At 42.1% G+C, this 21,146-nt stretch carries 18 protein-coding genes; 11 read left to right on the plus strand and 7 right to left on the minus strand.

The genetic code is table 11. The annotated features are described in order from the left end of the window. Positions 1-11 precede the first annotated feature (11 nt). A complete protein-coding gene (gene dusB, locus E0H81_RS11505; protein ID WP_131319048.1) occupies positions 12-1,034 on the plus strand; it encodes a tRNA dihydrouridine synthase DusB in 1,023 nt (340 codons plus the stop codon). A gap of 295 nt (positions 1,035-1,329) precedes the next feature. Further along, positions 1,330-1,944 (plus strand): hypothetical protein, encoded by a 615-nt coding sequence (locus E0H81_RS11510; RefSeq protein ID WP_131319050.1) that lies wholly within the window; start codon positions 1,330-1,332, stop codon positions 1,942-1,944. Between the two features lie 81 nt (positions 1,945-2,025). On the opposite strand, the gene E0H81_RS11515 is transcribed toward E0H81_RS11510, so the two are convergent. Beyond that, entirely contained in the window at positions 2,026-3,069 is a 1,044-nt protein-coding gene (locus tag E0H81_RS11515) for an NAD(P)H-dependent flavin oxidoreductase (RefSeq protein ID WP_131319052.1), read from the minus strand. A gap of 218 nt (positions 3,070-3,287) precedes the next feature. Between E0H81_RS11515 and E0H81_RS11520 the strand changes: the two genes are divergently transcribed. From E0H81_RS11520 to E0H81_RS11530, 3 genes are read left to right on the plus strand one after another with little or no spacing between them, the layout of a single operon-like run. Next, positions 3,288-4,547 (plus strand): putative DNA modification/repair radical SAM protein, encoded by a 1,260-nt coding sequence (locus E0H81_RS11520; RefSeq protein ID WP_131319054.1) that lies wholly within the window; start codon positions 3,288-3,290, stop codon positions 4,545-4,547. After that, on the plus strand, positions 4,547-5,326 hold the full coding sequence (locus tag E0H81_RS11525) for a TIGR03915 family putative DNA repair protein (protein ID WP_131319056.1): 780 nt from the start codon (positions 4,547-4,549) through the stop codon (positions 5,324-5,326). Before E0H81_RS11520 ends, E0H81_RS11525 begins: the two co-directional genes overlap by 1 nt. 53 nt (positions 5,327-5,379) lie before the next feature. Further along, positions 5,380-5,901, plus strand: a complete 522-nt coding sequence (locus tag E0H81_RS11530; RefSeq protein ID WP_131319058.1) for a hypothetical protein — start codon at positions 5,380-5,382, stop codon at positions 5,899-5,901. Between the two features lie 65 nt (positions 5,902-5,966). Here E0H81_RS11530 and E0H81_RS11535 read toward each other — a convergent pair whose 3' ends face one another. The 4 genes from E0H81_RS11535 to ahpF all read right to left on the minus strand — a co-directional run bounded on the left by E0H81_RS11535 (position 5,967) and on the right by ahpF (position 10,256). After that, positions 5,967-7,178: a YeeE/YedE family protein gene (locus E0H81_RS11535; protein WP_131319060.1), complete on the minus strand. Its 1,212-nt coding sequence runs from the start codon at positions 7,176-7,178 to the stop codon at positions 5,967-5,969. Positions 7,179-7,317: 139 nt separating this feature from the next. Continuing rightward, the gene (locus tag E0H81_RS11540; RefSeq protein ID WP_131319062.1) at positions 7,318-8,019 is read right to left on the minus strand and encodes a VIT1/CCC1 transporter family protein; all 702 of its coding nucleotides are present in this window, start codon (positions 8,017-8,019) and stop codon (positions 7,318-7,320) included. A gap of 119 nt (positions 8,020-8,138) precedes the next feature. Beyond that, the gene (locus E0H81_RS11545) at positions 8,139-8,483 is read right to left on the minus strand and encodes a hypothetical protein (RefSeq protein WP_131267331.1); all 345 of its coding nucleotides are present in this window, start codon (positions 8,481-8,483) and stop codon (positions 8,139-8,141) included. A 207-nt stretch (positions 8,484-8,690) separates the two neighbouring features. Then, positions 8,691-10,256 (minus strand): alkyl hydroperoxide reductase subunit F, encoded by a 1,566-nt coding sequence (gene ahpF / locus E0H81_RS11550; RefSeq protein WP_131319064.1) that lies wholly within the window; start codon positions 10,254-10,256, stop codon positions 8,691-8,693. Positions 10,257-10,525: 269 nt separating this feature from the next. Here ahpF and E0H81_RS11555 point away from each other — a divergent pair, with 269 nt between their 5' ends. Together E0H81_RS11555 and E0H81_RS11560 are read left to right on the plus strand one after the other, a co-directional pair. Beyond that, entirely contained in the window at positions 10,526-10,747 is a 222-nt protein-coding gene (locus tag E0H81_RS11555; protein ID WP_131319066.1) for a DUF1653 domain-containing protein, read from the plus strand. 63 nt (positions 10,748-10,810) lie between these two features. After that, positions 10,811-11,401, plus strand: a complete 591-nt coding sequence (locus E0H81_RS11560; protein ID WP_131319068.1) for an O-methyltransferase — start codon at positions 10,811-10,813, stop codon at positions 11,399-11,401. A gap of 94 nt (positions 11,402-11,495) precedes the next feature. Here the strand turns inward: E0H81_RS11560 and E0H81_RS11565 are convergent, their stop codons facing one another. Next, on the minus strand, positions 11,496-11,702 hold the full coding sequence (locus E0H81_RS11565) for a KTSC domain-containing protein (RefSeq protein WP_131267327.1): 207 nt from the start codon (positions 11,700-11,702) through the stop codon (positions 11,496-11,498). Between the two features lie 258 nt (positions 11,703-11,960). Further along, the gene (ahpC, locus tag E0H81_RS11570) at positions 11,961-12,524 is read right to left on the minus strand and encodes an alkyl hydroperoxide reductase subunit C (protein WP_131215921.1); all 564 of its coding nucleotides are present in this window, start codon (positions 12,522-12,524) and stop codon (positions 11,961-11,963) included. Positions 12,525-13,092: 568 nt separating this feature from the next. Here ahpC and hrpA point away from each other — a divergent pair. The 4 genes from hrpA to E0H81_RS11590 all read left to right on the plus strand — a co-directional run bounded on the left by hrpA (position 13,093) and on the right by E0H81_RS11590 (position 21,061). After that, positions 13,093-16,980, plus strand: a complete 3,888-nt coding sequence (hrpA, locus tag E0H81_RS11575) for an ATP-dependent RNA helicase HrpA (protein WP_378235367.1) — start codon at positions 13,093-13,095, stop codon at positions 16,978-16,980. A 28-nt stretch (positions 16,981-17,008) separates the two neighbouring features. Next, the gene (locus tag E0H81_RS11580; protein ID WP_131267325.1) at positions 17,009-18,118 is read left to right on the plus strand and encodes a beta-ketoacyl-ACP synthase III; all 1,110 of its coding nucleotides are present in this window, start codon (positions 17,009-17,011) and stop codon (positions 18,116-18,118) included. An 11-nt stretch (positions 18,119-18,129) separates the two neighbouring features. Then, positions 18,130-18,888 carry a lysophospholipid acyltransferase family protein gene (locus E0H81_RS11585; RefSeq protein WP_131319072.1) on the plus strand — a complete coding sequence of 253 codons (759 nt, stop codon included), beginning with the start codon at positions 18,130-18,132 and terminating at the stop codon, positions 18,886-18,888. A gap of 166 nt (positions 18,889-19,054) precedes the next feature. Beyond that, the gene (locus tag E0H81_RS11590) at positions 19,055-21,061 is read left to right on the plus strand and encodes a hypothetical protein (RefSeq protein WP_131319074.1); all 2,007 of its coding nucleotides are present in this window, start codon (positions 19,055-19,057) and stop codon (positions 21,059-21,061) included. Positions 21,062-21,146: the final 85 nt, after the last annotated feature.

Consider the following 21,146-nt stretch of genomic DNA (forward strand, 5'->3'; position numbering starts at 1 on the left):
GATGAATTTATATGTATATTGGTCCATATCAGCTGTCAAATAATTTAATTGTTGCTCCCATGGCAGGTGTTACGGATCGTCCATTTCGGACGTTGTGTAAATATTTTGGTGCTGGGCATGCGGTCAGTGAAATGATGACCTCAGATCAAACCTTGCGTATGAGTAAGAAAAGTCTGTACCGTGCCAATTTCGATGGTGAAATAGCGCCTATATCTGCACAGATTGCAGGTTCAGACCCGTTTGAGCTTGCCGAAGCAGCGCGTTATCAAGTCGCCAATGGTGCACAGATTGTTGACATCAATATGGGTTGCCCGGCCAAAAAAGTCTGCAATAAATTGGCAGGGTCTGCACTATTAAAAGATGAAGATCTGGTTGCACGTATTCTTGATGCTGTCGTGGCTGCTGTGGATGTGCCAGTGACTTTAAAAACCCGTTTGGGTTATTTAAATGGTCATGAAAACATTATGCGGGTGGCGCAACGTGCGGAAGAAGCGGGGATCGCTGCATTAGCCTTGCATGGCCGAACCCGTGAAGATATGTACTTAAATACCGCGCGCTATAGTTTGATTAAAGAAGTCAAACAGATGCTGACTATTCCGGTGATTGCCAATGGCGATATCGACAGTCCTGAAAAAGCCAAATATGTACTCGACTATACCGGTGCTGATGCGGTCATGATTGGGCGTGCGGCACAGGGCAGACCGTGGATTTTCCGTGAAATTTCTCACTATTTAGCCACAGGTACGCACTTGGCTGCACCGAATATTCAAGAAGTTAAAGATGTGCTGCTGGGGCATTTGTCTGAACTGTATGACTTCTATGGAGAATATTCGGGTTGCCGGATTTCGCGTAAACATATTGCCTGGTATACCAAAGGTTTACGTTCAAGCAATGAGTTCCGTCAGAACATGTACAAGGTTGAAAGTACGGTTGAGCAGTTTAATGTAGTTGAAGACTACTTTAATCAGTTACTCGCTCAAGGTAAAATTATGAGTGATGTGCAAGGAGAACAGGTCAATTTGCTACAACCCTAATGTGATCAATATATGATCAATCATTATAGAAAAATCAATTAAGGTACTGTTGTGAAAACAGTGCCTTTTTTATCTTGGGTCATGTTTTCTTCAACACACCGGTTACATGAAATATCTTCTTATACATAGCGCAGCATTTTATTCACTGAAACTGGACAGGACTTGAACATTATTTACCTGAACTTTCTCTATGCTGAAAGTCTACATAGATAACAAGATGTAATTTCAATCTTGTTCAAGCAATTTGTTTAAATAAGCAATTTTGTTTAAATAAGAATATCGAGGGAGATGAACAATGACGAATACCAATCGACCAGTTTCAGATATTAATCATGCAGCTTCAACAGAACGGTCTCCAGAACGCAGTGATGTACTCAATAGCGATTCACTAAAATCTAGTCCACCTACCGATGATAGTGCACGTCCTGACCTGAATTCGCCAGCGACTGAAAGCCATCGGGTTCCAGATATGACCGAAGCGGGTGATCATCTGGCTGCGACCAGTGCCGGTACGGTGGGCGGAGCAGCTGTTGGGGCGACATTGGGTATGATCGGTGGCCCTCCAGGCGCAGTGGTGGGTGGTCTGATCGGGGGGGTCGTAGGCGGCATTGCGGGTAATGACATCGCACAATCTGCCAATCCAGAAGAGGAAGACCATTACTGGAGAGAGCAGCATAAAGATCGACCTTATTTCCATGAAACACGTAATACTTATAATGATCTCGACTATGACCGCGATTATCGTGGGGCTTATCGTCTCGGTTATGAAAACCGTACCCATTACAACGACTTTGATCAGGCTGAACCTGACTTGCGTACTAAATGGGAACAGGCCAAGGGTGAATCCCGCTTAAATTGGGAAGAAGCCAAATTTGCAGTAAAAGATGCCTGGCATCGCAATACCCGTTAACTCGTATGCTGCATATAAAATTTTGCCTAGAAAAAACCTCTCCACGTGGAGAGGTTTTTTTTACCAATGGGAACGAGCTGATTAGGCTTGGCTCATTTCCAGAACCAGCTGGTTAATTAAATCGGGAGCTTCTATTTCCCGAATCTGAGCCACATTGGTTCCTGCCCAGAATGCGCCAAAACCATAATCGCCTTGCGCTGTTGCCGCGGCATTGAGTTGCTTGCCCAGGTCATAGCAATATGGATAGGTCGCAACAGCAGGTCGTTCAGGACGATCGATTTGGGTATGCCAGTGATTAATCAGGCCCCGGGCAGGTCGGCCAGAAATACTGGTGCTAATTTGAGTAATCGGTTTGCTAAACAGGGCTTTTCGATACGCGGCATTGGCATTGGAACTTTTACATTGTACGAAAGCAGTCCCCAGTTGAACGGCTGCTGCACCTAACTTGATTAATAGCTGAGCTTGCTGCCCGTTCATAATTCCGCCAGCAGCAACAATTGGCAAGCGGCAAGACTGTTTGAGCAATTGAATCAAATCAGAGGTTTTAACAGCACTGTCAAATGTTTCGTTAAAAATCCCGCGATGCCCGCCCGCCTCAATACCTTGCGCAATAATCACATCTATGCCGGCAGCTTCAATTGCAAGCGCTTCAGCCAGATTGGTTGCCGAAACCATAGTGATAATGCCCGCTTGTTTTAAAGCCTGAATTTGATGGGGATGTGGAATACCAAAGTGAAAACTGACGGCTTTAGGTCGGGTTTCTAAAACCAGGTTTAAATAGTCGTCATGATCTAGAAAGCTGGGGTAAATGCATTTTAATTCTGTGGGCGGCACAGCATCATACTTCTTAAATTGCGGTGCCAAATATTGAATCCATTGCTTTGCAGCATCATGGTCAAGTTCTAGAGTTTGATGGCAAAAGAAATTTACCTGAAAAGGCTGGTGGGTTAATGCCTGAGTTTCCAAAATTTGTTGACGTGCTGCTTCAACAGAACTTGCGCCCAAACCGAGTGAACCCAAGCCGCCTTGATTAGACACTTCGGCCGCCAGTTCTGGAGTGGAAACCCCCGCCATCGGGGCCAGGAAAATAGGATGTTTAATCTCGAGTTGTTCTAATAAAGTCATATTCGGCTCCTCCTCATCCATATTACTTTGCCCAAGCCATCCAGATTAAGCAAATCATATTCGTCATTTTCTGGCGAAATAAGATGGGTCTTGGGTAGCCAGCTTAAAAATAAAACGTCAAAATAAAACGTCAGCCTTTGTCGCGTTCAAGATCCGTGAACATCGCGTTATAAAATTAAAATTTATAATGTGTTTTTATCATCAAATGCTGCCTGCTCATGTCTGAACGGATCCGTGAAAAACTGCAAATTTTAGCCGATGCTGCCAAGTATGATGTGTCGTGTTCCTCAAGTGGCAGTAACCGTAAAAATAAGCACAAGGGCTTGGGCAATACCGGTTCCGGGATTTGCCACAGCTATACCGAAGATGGGCGCTGTGTATCTTTATTAAAAATCCTGTTTTCCAATGTCTGTATTTTTGACTGTGCTTACTGTGTTTCACGGCGTTCCAATGATGTGAAACGGGCAGCCTTTACCGTGCAGGAAGTGGTTGATTTGACCATGAACTTTTATCGCCGCAACTATATTGAAGGCCTGTTTTTAAGTTCCGGTATTTTTAAATCGGCAGATTACACCATGGAACGTATGCTGCAAGTGGTGAAAAAGTTGCGCTTGGAAGAAAATTTTAATGGCTATATTCATCTAAAAACCATTCCCGGTGCATCGCAGGAAATCATTACCGAAGCCGGTTTATATGTAGACCGGATGAGCATTAATTTAGAAATGCCGACTGAAGCAGGCTTGCAAAAATTTGCGCCGGAAAAAACCCATGCAGAAGTACAAAAAGATTTAGGTATTGTACGTGACCGTTTAATTCAATTGAAAGATGAACGCAAGTTGATTCGTAGCGTGCCTAAGTTTGTTCCGGCAGGGCAAACCACGCAAATGGTCGTCGGCGCACATAGCGAAACCGATCAGGATATTATTTTAATGGCAGATCGTCATTACAAGGAATTTAAACTCAAGCGCGTCTATTATTCCAGCTATATTCCGATTAATGAACAAGAAAAAGCCTTACCTGCGGTTGGTTCTGCTCCACCTTTACTCAGGGAAAACCGTTTATACCAAAGTGACTGGTTAATGCGTTTTTATGGTTTTGATGCGACTGAACTGGTCGATGAAAAGCATCCGAATCTGGATTTAGATGTCGACCCTAAACTGGGTTGGGCCTTGCGTCATCCGGAGCAATTTCCGGTCGATTTAAACCGTGCTGATTATCGGATGATTTTACGGGTGCCAGGAATTGGCGTGCGATCTGCGAAAAAAATTGTTCAGGCACGTCGTTTCGGTAAAATTCATATCGATCAATTAAAACGTATCGGGGTAGCTTATAACCGGGCGCAGCATTTTATCCGCTGTGCCGATACGCCAAAATTCATCAAAGACCAGTTGCCCAGTCAGATTCGTCATCAAATTCTACAGTCGGGACAGTCAAAATATACTCAGCAACTTTCTCCGCAATTAGGTTTTGGCTTCTGATGGCAACCTATTGCTTCGATGGCAGTATGACCGGTTTGCTGAGCTGTGTATTTCGTGCCTTTCAATTTAAGGATTTTGATGTCTGTGTCAGCAGTGATGCGCATGCCCAAAATGGACTATTTGATGATTTTATTCAGGTGGCTTCAAATGATGAGCAGGCACAGCGCGTCTGGCAAGGACTACGGCAAAGAACCTCGGCTCAGAGTCAGCGCAATTTTTACTATACTTTTCTATCTGAAAATCAAGCCGCTTATCAGCACTTGTTTAATTATTGCCTGTATATTTTTCAGCATAAATATAAGGTGGATGAAAATTATGGGCATCCCGATGTTCTGGCTTTGGCCCAGTGGACCAAGCAGGTCGGGCGTGAAAAGCATCGTATGGAAGCATTTGTACGTTTTAAGAAATGTCAGAATGGTTTGTTTTTAAGTCTGGTTCGACCGGATTTTAATGTTCTGCCGTTGATTGAACGACATTTTAAGGCACGTTATCAGGATCAAAGCTGGCTGATTTATGATGAAAAGCGTAACTATGGCATTTATTATGATTTACAAAAGGTTCATCAAATTGAAATGAATGCCTGTGAAGTGGATGCCAAGCTTGCGACTGGTTTTAGTCAATCTTTTACTGTAGAACTGGACGAGCAAGAATGGCTGTATGATCAGCTATGGAAAGATTATTTCCGTAGTGTCAATATTGAAGCCCGGCAAAACATGAAATTGCACATTCAATATGTACCAAAACGCTATTGGCGCTATATGAATGAAAAGTCAATTTAACTGGATATTTCAGGCATAATGTTGTGCTGTATAAGGTAACTATTAGGCAAGTTATGATCAAGCCGTTAATTTGTGCGACTTTAATTTCAAGTTTATTACTTTCAGCATGTTCAAGCTCTGAACAGCATAAAGCCCCAGTTGATCCTCAACAATACAAAGTTCAAGATGCCGTAAGTTTGCAACAGCGTTTCGAGACTTTAAATCAACAGTTATCAAAAGATTATCAGGCATTTAAAAAAACCAATAATATTGCCTTTTCAGATCAGTCTGTACTGGATGTCAATCAGCTCAAGACACTGGATCAGAATGCAGTGAGCCGGACCTCATTAAAACCGGTCAAACAGGCCTATTGTGAAATGATGAATGGATATTTTGCCGAGATGTATCATTTGGGCAATCAAAACCTGAATTTAATCGGGCAAGTCCAGTTACCCAATATGCAAGCTGAAGACTTGGAAAAAAGTTTTGCAAAAGCCGATCAGTTTTATGACTTTATTTTAAATCGCTATACCACATACCGTCAGGCTCAGGAAATAATGGGCTTTGGCTGTAATTTGAAAGCCGCTTTAAATTAAACGCTAAAAACAAAATCTATAAAAAAGCCCATCACGTGATGGGCTTTTTGGAATTTAAAAGGGTCTTAGCAACCGGTTAATTTTTCAGGTTGTGGACGTTCACCGGGGAAGAAAATAGGGCGAAGTTTGACACCAATCCCGTTACCAATAAAAGCAAAGATTAGCCACAACCAGCCATGTAAACTGCCTGATGCAATACCGCTGAAGTAAGCACCGATATTACAGCCATAGGCCAGGCGCGCGCCGTAACCTAAGAGTAAACCACCAATAACAGCAGCAATCAGTGAGCGTTTTGGGATGTTCAAGTTAGGCGCAAATTTACCCGCCAGACTTGCCGCCAACAATGCACCCAGCATAATGCCAAAGTTCATCATCGACGTTATATCGAACCATAATGATTGCGATAGCGCTTTGGCATTACCCGGTAATTGCCAATAAGCCCAAGAGGCTACATCTACACCGATTAAACTCGCAGATTTAGCTGCCCAAACTGCAAGGGCAGAAGTCACACCCCAAGGACGACCGGCTAAAGCCAAGGTGGCAAAGTTGAGCAAGGTTAAAATAATTCCGCCCCAGACCAACGGCCATGGACCACGCAAGAAACGTTTCAAACCTTGGGTTTGCGCTTGAGGTTCAGCTTCAAGTGAACCATGACGTTTTTTCTCAAAATGAATGGTTGCAAATGCAATCCCAGCAAACAGGACAAAACTGATAATGAGTGCAGGAATAACGCCCAAGCTTGAAACAATGGAAATAGGTGCAAGATGAGGCAGGTTAAACCACCAGTCTAAATGCGTGGTTGCAATTAGAGAGCCGAGGCAGAAGAAAATCAGCGTTACGATCATGCGGGCGCTGCCACCGCCTACGGTGTAGAGCGTACCGGATGCACAACCGCCGCCTAATTGCATGCCTATACCAAAGATAAAAGCACCAATCATCACGGACATGGAAACAGGGTTGACATTGCCTTTGACAGGATTGCCAAATAACTCGCCTGCGCCTAAAGCCGGGAAGAACAGCAATACCGCAAGACCCAGCATAATCATTTGTGCACGCAAGCCACGACCACGACGTTCTTTAATAAAAACACGCCAGCTGGATGTAAAACCAAATGAAGCATGATAAAGCGTCATGCCCAAGGCACCGCCAACCAGGAACAATAAGGCTTGATTCAGCCCAACCACTTGATAGGCACCGAGTGTACCCACCAACAATAGAAAAAGAGCAACCCAGATCGACAGGTTAGATCGATCAGATTTTGCAGCGATAACAGTCATGGGAGTATAAAATTGAATAAATGAATAGTGATATTTTAATCGATAATTCACGTATAAATAGTATTAAAACTTATAGATTATAAGTAATTTAATTGAGAATAACTGATTTGTTATATTGATTAAAATCATAATAAATCAATTAAAATGTAGACACATTAAATAAGGAACCAATTGCGCTGGCAAATGCCATGGCTAAAATTCCCCATAGGGTCACCCGTAAACTGCCCTTGAGCATTGAAGTACCAGCGAAATGACTAGACACTGCTCCCAGTGCAACCAGAGATAACACCCCAACAATCATGACAGCCGTTGCCACATATTGTTCCGGACTAATTAAAATCGAAAACATGGGAAAAAGGGCACCCAGTGAAAAGGCCAGCGCAGAAGAACCAGCTGCCTGTAATGGATTGGCAGCAGTATTTTCATGAATGCCAATCTCATCACGGGCATGCGCCTCTAAAGCATTATTCGCAGTCAATTGCACTGCAACTTCATGAGCGAGTTCAGGTTTTAAGCCTCGCATGACATAAATTTGAGTCAATTCTTTCAGTTCATGGCGCGGATTACGCTCTAGTTCACGTGCTTCCATATGTAAATCCGCTTTTTCAATATCGACTTGCGACTTGACAGAAATATATTCCCCTGCGGCCATGGAGCTTGCTCCTGAAATCAGGCCTGCTACACAAGTGATCAATAAAGTTTGGGTTGAAGCACCGCTTGCGGCCATTCCCATGATTAGACTGGTGACTGAAATAATCCCATCATTTGCACCCAGCACTGCTGCGCGAAGCCAACCTGTTCTATGAATATAATGTTGTTCGCTATGATGAGAATATGACATCTAAACATGCTCTTAAAAAGTCTTGGCACATCAACCATATAGGAAATTGAAAGCTAAAAGCAAGGTTGGAAAAATAAAAAAGCTCCTGATCAGGAGCTTTTTTAGTTCAACAGTTACACTTATTGTTGAGCTCTTTCTTTAACGTTAGCAGCGCCATTTTCTACAGCACCGGCAGTTGCTGCAGTCGCATCTTTCGCTGCTTCTTTGGCATCCTCTGCAGCATTTTCGGCACGGTCAGCAGCAGTATTTGCGGCTTCTGCAGTGGCATCAGCTGCATTATCCATTGCTGTTGCAGTGTCATTCGCTGCTTCAGAAGTTGTATTAGAAATATCATGACCTGCCTGATTAGCAGCGCCTTCTAAATGTTCACCAGTCGTTGCACCTGTTTCAGGCGCCTTGTCTTTGTTACAACCAACTAAAGCAACAGTAGCAGCAAGACCTAAAGCAACAAGTAATTTATTCATTTTCATCTATCCTTCTAATTGTTTTACCCATAAAGAAAAGATGGGATAAAGCGAATATAATCGAAAAGTCGTCTAAATAACGCTCTAAAATTGTTAATTAAATGTAACGTTTGGTGAAAAAACTTGAGTTAAAAAAAAGGCTTATATCTACAGATAGATATAAGCCTATGTTTATTTTATCCAAAGTTAATTGCTTGGATAATGCAATTATTGCCCAGAACGGATAATGTAATCGAATGCTGAAAGCGATGCTTTCGCACCTTCACCTGTGGCAATGATGATCTGTTTGTACGGCACCGTAGTACAGTCACCTGCAGCAAACACACCCTTGACGCTGGTTTCGTTGCGCTCGTTAATCACGATTTCGCCGCGGTTGCTTAATTCCACTTTAGATGCTTTCAGGAAATCGGTGTTTGGCAACAGACCGATCTGTACAAAGATCCCGGCAAGTTCAACAGTTTTAATTTCATCAGTGGCACGGTCTTTATATTTCAGTGCAGTCACCTGTGAACCGTCACCGACCACTTCTGTAGAAAGTGCATTCATAATCACCGTGGTATTCGGCAAGCTGTTGAGTTTGTCTTGCAATACCTGGTCGGCACGCAGTTTGGTATCAAATTCAACTAAAGTCACATGCTCGACAATACCCGCAAGGTCAATCGCTGCTTCCACACCCGAGTTGCCGCCACCAATCACTGCAACACGTTTGCCTTTGAATAATGGACCGTCACAGTGCGGGCAGTACGCCACACCACGGGTTTTATATTCCTGCTCACCCGGAACATTCATTTCTCTCCAGCGTGCACCAGTAGAAAGAATGATGGTTTTCGACTCTAACTTCGCACCATTTTCCAAAGTCACTTCAACCAGACCGTTGGCGGTTTCATCGGCACCTTTAATGGCAGCCACTTTTTGCAGGTTCATGATGTCGACATCATAAGCACGCACATGCGCTTCCATTTCAGCGGCAAATTTTGGACCTTGAGTCTTTTGTACTGAAGTGTAGTTTTCAATATCCATGGTATCCATGACCTGACCACCGAAGCGTTCAGCTACAATCCCGGTTTGAATGCCCTTACGTGCCGCATAGATCGCAGCTGTGTTGCCTGCAGGGCCACCGCCAATCACTAGTACATCGAATGCGCCTTTGGCATTGAGTTTTTCCGCCTCTTTGGCAGATGAACCCGAATCCAGTTTGGCCACAATTTCTTCCAGCGTCATACGGCCCTGACCGATGTGCTCGCCATTCTGGAACAGCATTGGTACTGCCATGATTTTGCGCTGTTCCACTTCATCCTGGAAAAAGGCCCCATCAATCATGGTCGCGGTTGTACCCGGATTGTTAATCGCAATCAGGTTTAAGGCCTGAACCACGTCTGGGCAGTTATGGCAGCTTAAGGATACGAACACGTCAAAGTCAGAGCTTAAATTCAAGCCCTTGATTTGAGCCAGCACTTCATCAGAGACTTTCGGTGCATAACCGGAAACCTGCAGCAATGCCAGGATCAAAGAGGTAAATTCATGGCCCATCGGCAGACCAGCAAAGTTTACGCGTGGCTGTTTACCGACTTTGGCAATCCCGAAGCTTGGGGTACGTTTATTGGTTCCGTCAAAACGGGCAGTGACCAGATCCGACAATGCCGCAACCTCAGTCACCAGTTCCTTGATCTTGTCAGATTTGTCAGATGAATCAAGTGACGCCACCAGTTCAATCGGGCTTTCCAGACGTTGTAATAAGGTTTTAAGTTGCGCTGAAGTATTTTGGTCTAACATGGCTAACGTCTCCAAGGGAGTAAATGTTTATTTAATAAAGCTATACTAGTGCAATTTAGTAAATAGGTAAAACAATTCATTCTAATATAAATAATCGGATAAATAGATTGCCTGGGTGTTTACTTGATTTAACTTTCTCCACTAAGGATGAGGGTTTAATGTGAATATTCAAGTATTTATTGCATATTTCAGGCAAAAAAAAGATTTATGTCATGAGCAGCAGAAATTTTGATTATGATGAGCGCAAGTATTTTAAGAGGTAACAAGTAATGAACCTTAAATCTGGGATTTATCAACATTATAAAGGCAATTTATACCAGGTGTTTCATGTGGCAACTCATAGTGAAACGCGTGAAAAGCTTGTGGTGTATCAATGCCTATATGGTGATTATTCCATGTGGGTGCGTCCTTTAGAGATGTTTCAGGAAATGGTTACCCTAGATGATGGTCAAGTTGTTCCACGATTTAAATTGATTCAAGAAACGTCTTGAATCTAGATTTCTGGCATAGATAAGTTAGACTCAGAATAACCGGTAAAGATAGGGATATCTGCTATGAGCATGAGTTTGACTTTTCAACAACGCATGCAAGAGCTGTATCAAAGTTTTATCAAATTTGATGCATTACAACATGAGCGTATTCAGCGTTATCGAAATATTGAACCTGATTCTGCATTATTTTTGGCGATGCAAATTCGTATCCAGCAATCGAAATCAATTTTAGAAATTGGTACTTCGACAGGCTATTCAACTTTATGGCTGGCAAATGCCGCGCAAACCACTCAAGGACAGGTAACTACACTTGAAATAGATCCATCACGCACAGCTCAAGCACAACAATATGCTCAAGAGTTGGGATTAGATGAGGTGATTGATTTCTGGGTAGGCGATGCACAAAAATTTCTGGAAAAGTGTACCGATCAATATGACTTTATTTTATTAGATGCCGAACGCGATGCGTATGTCGGTTACTGGACGTATCTGCAAAATATGATTCAGCCGCAAGGCGGGATTTTGATTGTCGATAATGTCATCTCTCACGCGGCAGAAGTGAAAAGCTTTATTGAACTGGTCAAAAATGATGGGCGTTTTATCACCATGACGCTGTCTATAGGCGCAGGTTTGTTTATGATTTGCTATAAATAAAATAAGATCAGCATATAGCTAGACTTTAAATCATAAATCAGGGAAATTGCCCTGATTTAGCGTATCTGACTTAGATTACTGAATCTAACTTATATTACTGAATTGAAATACGGGTGAATTGGACATCGTATTCCAAGTATTTATGTACAAAAGCGGTTTTATCATTACAGCGCAATAAATTATTATAGATAAATTCAGGAACCGGATGATACAACTCGCCTGATCCGTTGTTATAAAAAATTTTCAAATAACGTGAAGATGCATTGTATTTATAAGAAGTGACGACAAGCATTGTTCCCATAAGCGCTCCTTATTGTTTAGTTCAATCATACAGCATGGTATTGACTGCATAGTTTGAAGCTAAGATAAAAAGATCAGGGCATGTATAGCAAAATTGTAATATTTCTAATAAAAGAATGCTGTTATATCAACACTAATGAAGCTTTTAATTGAACTGAAAAATTGAATATTTAACGTTTTATATAGTCCATAAAATATCGTCCATAAAAAACCACGCTAAAAAGCGTGGTTTTTTTGAATCAGTTCAATCTAAAACAAATTAGATTTTACCAACTAGGTCGATTGAAGGAGCAAGAGTTGCGTCGCCTTCTTTCCATTTAGCTGGGCAAACTTCACCTGGATGAGCGTGAACGTATTGAGCTGCTTTAACTTTACGAAGAAGTTCTGAAGCATCACGGCCAACACCACCAGCGTTGATTTCAACGATTTGGATTTTACCTTCTGGATCGATCACGAAAGTACCACGATCTGCAAGGCCGTCAGCTTCGATTAATACGTCGAAGTTTTTAGCAAGCGTCCAGTTCGCATCACCCACCATTACATATTGGATTTTTTTGATTTCTTCTGAAGAATCATGCCAAGCTTTGTGAGTGAAGTGAGTGTCAGTAGAAACTGAGTAGATTTCAACGCCTAATTTTTGGAATTCCGCGTAGTTGTCTGCAAGGTCACCAAGTTCAGTTGGGCAAACAAAAGTGAAGTCAGCTGGGTAGAAGAATACTACAGACCATTTGCCTTTAAGATCAGCTTCAGTTACTTCAATAAATTGACCATTTTGGAATGCAGTTGCTTTAAATGGTTTAACTTCTGTATTAATTAAGCTCATCATTGTCTCCATGATTGAGATTTGTATTTGATATGCAAAAGAATAACGAATTTTTTGTTATTGGTAAAACAGTATTTTTACATAATTGAAATCGGAAAAACCGAATCAACTAAGATAAAGCCCACCATTTCACCAAATCTGATTCTTTTATCTCTTCAGCCATATAAAAAGAACTGAATGACAAAACATCAGTTGTTCAGCTTGCCTAACAAGATGAAGGCTCAGGGGCTAAAATTCAAGGGTAAATTTTTTAAATTAAATTTCTTTTTGCAGAATGAGTCATTTTTAGGATAATTAATCACTATAAGAGGGAATATATAAACATCGCTAAAATTTGTGAATAGTATAACTCTTGTTATACACGGGGATGTTAGCTGTTATCCAGGGAAATTTTAGCGTAGCTGGTGATCTATTTTTTATGCTTTTGAAGATTCTTTACATCAAACCTGCTCAATAAACATTGCACTGTCTTTCTCTCTGGAGCGTTACAGCGTAAAATATTCAGTTCAATTTTTTGTTTTGGGATAAATTATCTGTGTTAAGTCATTTAAATGTAGATCAATGGGTCATGGCACGTGACCGTCATCGTTTAAATCGGCTACGCAAAGGTAAAGATGCCAATGAAAAGCAATATCAGGAATTATTAGAAAAATCGAATCATAAAGTTCGTGAGCGCCTGTCCCGTGTCCCGAACATCAAACTGAATCAAGACCTGCCGGTTACCCAATATAAAGACAAGCTGATTGCAGCGATTCAACAGCATCAGGTGATTATTGTGGCCGGGGAAACCGGTTCGGGTAAAACGACACAATTACCGCAAATTGCCATGCTGGCCGGGCGTGGTTTAACCGGTATGATTGGACATACCCAACCACGACGGCTGGCGGCGCGTAGCGTATCGCAACGTATTGCTGAAGAAGTCGGTGAAAAGCTGGGTGAATCGATTGGTTTTAAAATCCGCTTTAATGAACAAGGTTCGCAAGATTCTATTGTTCGTTTAATGACGGATGGTATTTTGCTGGCGGAATTGGTCAATGACCGGTTCCTCACCAAATACGACACCATTATTATTGATGAAGCGCATGAGCGTTCACTCAATATCGATTTCATCATGGGCTATTTAAAACAGCTTTTGCCTAAGCGTCGTGATTTAAAAGTCATCATTACTTCAGCAACCCTAGATGTAAACCGCTTTAGCAGTTACTTTTTTGATGCCCCGATTTTTGAAGTCGAAGGGCGCAGTTTCCCGGTAGAACTTCGTTACCGCCCAATTTCAGAAATGACCATTGGCGGTAGTGATGACGATGAATTTGATGACTTTGAAGAAAACCTGCCCCGTGCAGTGGTTCAAGCGGTGAATGAATGTTTTCAGGATGCGCAGGAAAAAGGCCATCCTGAACATGCCGATATCCTGATTTTTGCCAGCACCGAACAGGAAATTCGCGAACTGCAGGAAACCTTGCAAAAGCATGGTCCACGGCATACCGAGATTTTACCCTTATATGCACGCTTAGCTTTGGCTGAACAGCAACGGATTTTTAATCCGGGTGGCAGTGGGCGACGCATTATTATTGCTACCAACGTGGCAGAAACCGCTTTAACCGTGCCCAATATCCGTTATGTGATTGACAGCGGTTTTGCGCGTATTTCACGTTATAGCTATCGTTCACGTGTGCAGCGTTTACCGATTGAAGCCGTGTCGCAAGCAGCAGCAAATCAGCGTAAAGGCCGTTGTGGCCGTATTGCGCCAGGTGTGTGTATTCGACTGTATTCTGAAGATGACTTCCTGAGCCGTCCTGAATTTACCGAACCTGAAATCAAGCGTACCAATTTAGCCTCGGTCATTTTACAGATGCAAAGCCTGAATCTGGGTGAGCTGGAAAGTTTCGACTTTATTGAACCACCAGATCATCGCTTGGTGAATGATGGTCGCAAGCTACTAATTGAGCTTGGGGCGATGCATGAGAAAAATTCTTCTAAAGCTGAAGAAGAAAAATTATCTTCAAATTCTAGCTCTTCTAAAAAAGTGGGAACACCTGGTGAACTAACCAAAATTGGTCAGCAAATGGCGAAAATGCCGATTGACCCACGTTTGGCCCGCATGATTTTAGGCGGCGCACATTTTGGTGTGCTGAATGAAGTTCTGATTATTGTGGCAGCACTGGCAGTGCAAGACCCGCGTGAACGTCCGGCCGATAAACAGACCCAAGCCGATCAGAAGCATGCGTTATTTAAGGAAGCTGATTCTGACTTTTTGTTTTACATCAAGTTATGGGAAACCTTGCAGAATAACCGTACTGCAATGAATGAAAAAAAACGTCGTGATTTTGCCCGTCAGCATTTTTTAAGCTGGTTACGTATACGTGAATGGAAAAAAACGCATGAGCAATTAACAGAATTAGCTCAAGGTTTAAAACTTTCATTTAATGAGAAAAGCGCTAATTATGAAAATTTACATCGGGCTTTATTGACCGGTTTACTTTCATTTATTGCCAATAAAACCGATGAAAAAAATGTCTATATGGCAGTGCGCCAGCAAAAAGCCCGCATTTTCCCGGCATCGACTTTGCATAAAGCCAGTGCGTCCTGGGTAATGGCTTTTGAGATGGTGGAAACCTCGCAAGTGTATTTGCGGACTTTGGCGAAAATTGAACCTGAATGGATTCTACTGGCTGCTCCTGATTTGCTGAAACATCACTATTTTGAGCCACATTGGTCAAAGAAAGCCGGTATCGTCAATTGTTATGACCAGATTTCATTGTTTGGCTTGATTATTGAACCGAAACGTTTGATGAACTATGAAAAGGTCGATCAGCCGGCAGCGCATGAAATCTTCCTGCGTGATGCGTTGACCACGGGTCATTTAGGCATTACCCCGCCATTCTTAAAGTATAACTTGCTCAAGCTTGAAGAAGTGGAGCGTGTCGAAGATAAGCTGCGTCGTCGAGATCTGGTGGTGGATGAAGAAACCATCTATCAGTTCTATGCCTCCAAAGTACCTGAAGAGGTCGCCAGCCGACGAACCTTTGAAGACTGGCGGGCAACGGTTGAGCCGCAGAATCCGCGTTATTTATTTGTCGATGATGATGCGTTGTGGATGAATGATCGTCAAACTACCCAGCAATTCCCTGATTATTTGCACAATGGTTCTTTACGCTTGGCGGCAAGTTATCGTTTTGATCCAAGTCATGATGAAGATGGCGCAACAGTTAAAATTCCGGTACAGGCCTTGCCACAGGTTGATGAAAATATCTGGTCATGGGGTATTCCGGGCTGGCGTCAGGATTTAATTGAAGCGCTGTTAAAATCATTGCCTAAAGATAAGCGTCGTAATCTGGTACCGATTCCAGATACTGCGCGTAAACTGATGAACGGTATTGATGCGGTACATTTACGTGAGCACATTTTCAGTTATTTAGCTTTTCAGTTACGTGGTGAGCAAATCACGGCTAAAGATTTTTCCTTTGATCGGGTTGATCAGTATTTGTTGCCGTTCATTAAAGTCATTGATGAAAAAGGTCGGGTGCTTGAAAAAGGCCGCGATCTGGCTGAACTTAAAGCACGTTGTCGTACCGAAACGCATAGTCCAGTGAAGCAGCTCAAGGGTGAGTTTAAAACCTTCCCAGATAATTTTACTTTTGAAGCCTCGCAAAAAGTGACAGGGGTGATTGTTAAGCAATATCAAGCTTTGGTGCCGACCAAAGCATTTGCACAACTCGATGCGAAAGATGAATCTGGGGTGGTGATTCAAACCTTTAATGATCAGGCTGAAGCGATTCGTCAGCACCGGGAAGGGGTGATTCGTCTGGTTTATATGCAGTTGGGAGACCTGATTCGTCAGTTGAAAAAACAGATTTCAAAACCCCTGGCTTTGGCCTATTCACCACTGGGTGACAAGGCCAAACTTGAGCAAATGTTAGTTTATGCCACACTGCAGATGACAATAAATGAGCTTCCTGTCAATGCTGAAGAGTTTCAAAACTTGATTTTAAATGTAAAAAAATCTTTCCTAACGCATGGACAAGAGGCATTATTGGTACTCAGTGATATTTACATCCAGTGGCAGGATATTCGTCGGAAATTGTTGGTTTTAGACGATTCTCTGTTTGGAAAAAATATCGATGACATTGAGGATCAGCTTGATTTGATGAATCTTTCCGACTTTGTGTATGTGAAATCTTCGGACATCTGGCAGGAATTCCCACGTTATTTAAAGGCATTGGTCTTGCGTTTGGAGCGCTTGCCAAATAACCTACAAAGGGACAATTCTGCCATTGATCAAGTTGACCCATGGATGGAAAAATTATTTAAGTTTAAAAATGACGCTCGCCTGAAAGAACTGTACTTCATGATTGAAGAATTTCGCATTAATTTGTTCTCACAGCCAATGAAAACAAAGATGCCGATTTCTCCAACCAGATTGCAAAAAGTATGGGATCAGTTAGGCATCAGTTAACATAGCGGGATATTAACAGGAGTTTTGCATGGGCATTCGTATTACAGGTACTGGTCTTTATCATCCAGAAGAGGCCATTAGCAATGAAGAATTAGTGGCAAGTTTAAATGCTTATGTGGAACAGTTTAACCACGACAATGCTGACAAAATCGCAGCCGGTGAAATTGAAGCGCGTCGCGGTTCAAATGCAGAATTTATTGAAAAAGCATCCGGTGTTAAAAGTCGTTATGTTGCTGAAAAGTCAGGTATCCTAGATCCAAAACGTCTTCATCCGCATTTGCGTGAACGCAGCAATGATGAACTTTCCATTCAAGCGGAATGGGGCGTGACTGCGGCTAAACAGGCGATGGAAAATGCCGGTGTGACTGCCGAAGATATCGATGTGGTGATTCTGTCATGTTCAAACATCCAGCGTGCTTATCCTGCCGTAGCGATTGAAATTCAAACTGCTTTGGGCATTGAAGGCTATGCCTATGACATGAATGTGGCATGTTCTGCTGCGACATTCGGCTTAAAACAGGCAGCTGATGCCATCAAAACTGGCGCACGCCGTGTATTGCTGGTAAATGTGGAAATTACTTCGGGTCATACCGATTTCCGTTCACGTGACTGTCACTTTATCTTTGGTGATGTTGCAACTGCGTCAATCATTGAAGATACCACCACCAAAACCGGTTTTGAAATTGTAGATACGCATTTATTTACCCAATTCTCGAACAACATTCGCAACAACTTCGGTTACTTGAACCGTAGTGAAGATGCTGTTGCAGATGACAAACTGTTCCGTCAAGACGGCCGTAAAGTCTTTAAGGAAGTTTGTCCGCTGGTTGCGAAAATCATCACCAAGCAACTTGAGAAAAATGAAATTGCACCAACCAACGTAAAACGTTTCTGGTTGCACCAAGCCAATGCCAGCATGAATGACCTCATTTTAAAATATGTAGTCGGTAAAGATGCAGATCGTGCACTGGTGCCGATTATTCTGGATGAGTTTGCCAATACCTCTTCTGCAGGTGTGATTATTGCTTTACACCGTACTGCAGATGAAGTGAATGATGGCGAGTACGGCGTACTTTGCTCATTTGGCGCGGGTTATTCTGTTGGTTCGATTCTTGTGCAAAAACACGTTGTTGCATAAGGAACAATATATTGCAGGTTGAGCATGATGCCAGATGGATCAAACGCCTAAGTGCGTTGTCCAAACAGTATTTCACACCCAGCTTTTTCGGTGCTGAACATATTGATGCATCCAAACCTGCAATGTATGTCGGTAATCACACGCTATATGGGATATTTGATTCACCGATCCTGATTGATTACCTGTATAACCAACATAAAGTGGCTGTGGTCAGTATTGCTGATCATGGTCATTTTTATTTGCCAGGCTGGCGCACCTTGTTTAAAAAATTTGGTGCAGTCGACGGTAATAGAGAATATATCCGTGCCGCGATGCAGCAGGGTTATTCAATCCTGGTCTTTCCGGGTGGCGGTCGGGAAGTGTTAAAAAGAAAAGGTGAGGCCTATCAGCTGATCTGGAAGCAGCGTTATGGTTTCTTAAAACTGGCGCAAGAATTTAACTACGATATTGTTCCATTTGCAGCTTTGGGTGGCGATGAAGTCTTTGAGCTCGGTTTTGATGCAAATCAGATTATTGAAAGTCAATGGTTTCAAAAGCTGTTGAAAGTACCTCGACTGGATAAATTACTCCGGCATGGCGATGTTATTCCGTCCTTGCCTAAAAACCTCATTCCAAAACGCTTACCTTTTTATTTTCAGTTTATGCCACGGCAAAATTTAATGCATATTGAAAATGCTGAACAATTAGCAGATTTTCGTGAGCAGATTCAGCAACAAATTTATGCCGGATTAGAACACTTAAAACAACAACGAGAAATTGATAAAGCTTGAATAAGCTCAGTGAATATTTTAGTTCTAGCATTTTTTATAATTCATTATCAAATCGTTAAGACTGGATGAGTTGCTGAGAGGTTTGATTAAATTCTCAAGTCAGCATACAGTAGCTTCATTCTATTATTAAATTCATCTTAGGATGCTTGTTTAATTTGAGGCGAGTATGGAACAGGGTCGTTTAGTACCGCAGTATCAATTGGTTGCGAAACAGTTACTCAGAATTTCTAAAAGTCTAAATGAGATTTTTCAAGATCAGCTCAATATTGCTTTTGATCTGAATGCGCAAAATATGTTTCGTATTGATCAAGAGCGGCATGCAGTACACGTCGCCAATGGTTTGTTTCAACTCAAATTCTATGCACCGGAATCCCCTCTGAAAAGCATCTTGCAGTGTGATTTTACTTATTCGGGGCAAAAAGCAGAAGCATTCGAAGAATTCATATTACATGATCTGTATTTTTTAACTGGTGATTTAAAGCCGCAACATTCTCTTTTTCTGCGTCAAAAAGCCCAACAATTACGACAGTTATTACTCGAGCAGATTTATGTATGGGTTAATGGCGCTGAACGGATCAGTACTTATTTAAAATATCTGCGCGTAGATGAAGCTGAAATTATTGATCAACTAATGATGAATGCAGGGATTTATCATTCAAAAGTTTTGACTGATTATGTGCTAAATAAAACAGCTGTACCTGAGACTCTTGTGCAAATGCTGCAACAGATTTGCTCGATTCAGGTGGTCTGTGGGGATGAGTTTTTAGCGCTACAGCCATTGATGGAATGTCTGGATGAATTTTGTTTTAGCGCCTCGCAGTTTTTACCTGCTGCCATGTATCGCATTATGGCACTGTCATTTGAAGAGCGTTTTAATTTAAATGAGTTAATTGAACATCAAGATGATATTCAGCTGCTATATCGTCATGCACAAGAAAAAGCACAATTATTAGGTTTTGTCCGTTTAATGCGACGCGAACTTTGGCAACGTGATGATTTATTGTCAAAGCATAATTTTCTTCACGCCAGCTCTACAGTCTGGCAGAAAAAAGTCGCGAAACTGCCATTATTTGATTATCCACGTACAGTGAACTGGCTGTTTAAACAATCTGGTGATGTGCTGGATTGGCTAAGTCGTCATATTCAGCACAGCAGTGTCAGGGTCGCCGTGACGGCTTTAAGTTTTCTAGATACCAGTCAGGTTCACCCGCAAGTCATTTTAGCCACCTTGCAGTATTTTCAGCATTCTTCAGCACGCATGTTTATTCATAGTTGTCACTATTTTGCGATGCAGGAAGAATGGTTTAAACATGAAAATAATCAGAGTGTGGTGTTAAAAGGGCAGCGACAAGCCCTAGATGATCATCGGATCGCGATTAGTCCTTCTATTTTGTACTTGGATGAATGGATGGAACTGATGCGCAGTGTCGCCAAAGGCAATGAGCAAACCGTCAAGAAGATCTATTTGCGTTTAAGTCGGGTGATGCAGGCGTATATGTTGCATCTACAAAAAATAACCCAGACATTACCTGAAGATCTGATGTTTTATCTCCGTCCGGAAACCCATCAGAACCGTGATTTTTATCCTGTATTACAGCGCTATAAAATGCAGCTGGATGCGTTTAGGCAAATCTTTTATTTACGTGATCGGCATACCCGAGTGTCAGTTTTTGATTCCTATGTGCGAGATTATCTGGTCGATTATTTTAGTGACAATAAAATGTTGCCCAAAAGCACAACCTGGATGGGGCTGTTTCATCAAGCCATTCATTGGCATGATCAAATCCAGAAACAGGAAATTATTACCCAGTTAAAGAAAAATTATGCTGAAGCTGTGTGGCAACCGCTCATCGTTGAGAAAAAGACTCAGTTTGCAGGCTGGAGCTTTGAAGAGCTGGCAGATTTAGACCGAATTATCGAAGAGTCTAAAAGATGCCATCATTGCCTGGCAGTCAGCTATGCACAGCGTATTATGGAAGGGGAATATGTGGCTTTTCATATGGCATCCAAAACAGGTACACACCATATGACTCTAGGCTGTCATTTAAGAGAGGGGCAGTTGCTCTATGACCAGCTGGAATATCCGCATAATCAGAAAGCCGAATATCTTTTTGTGAATGTCGCTCTGCAATTTATCTCTTGGTTAAATTTACAGTTAATCGCGTTTAAGTGACAGCTGCTGTCGTTAAACTTTTTTCTGTGCTTAACTTTTAGGGAAAAAATCGGTAGGCTATAGCCGTTAATTTACGGTTATAGGT

The sequence above is a fragment of the Acinetobacter terrestris genome, from assembly GCF_004331155.1.
In the GTDB taxonomy this organism is placed as follows: Bacteria; Pseudomonadota; Gammaproteobacteria; order Pseudomonadales; family Moraxellaceae; genus Acinetobacter; species Acinetobacter terrestris.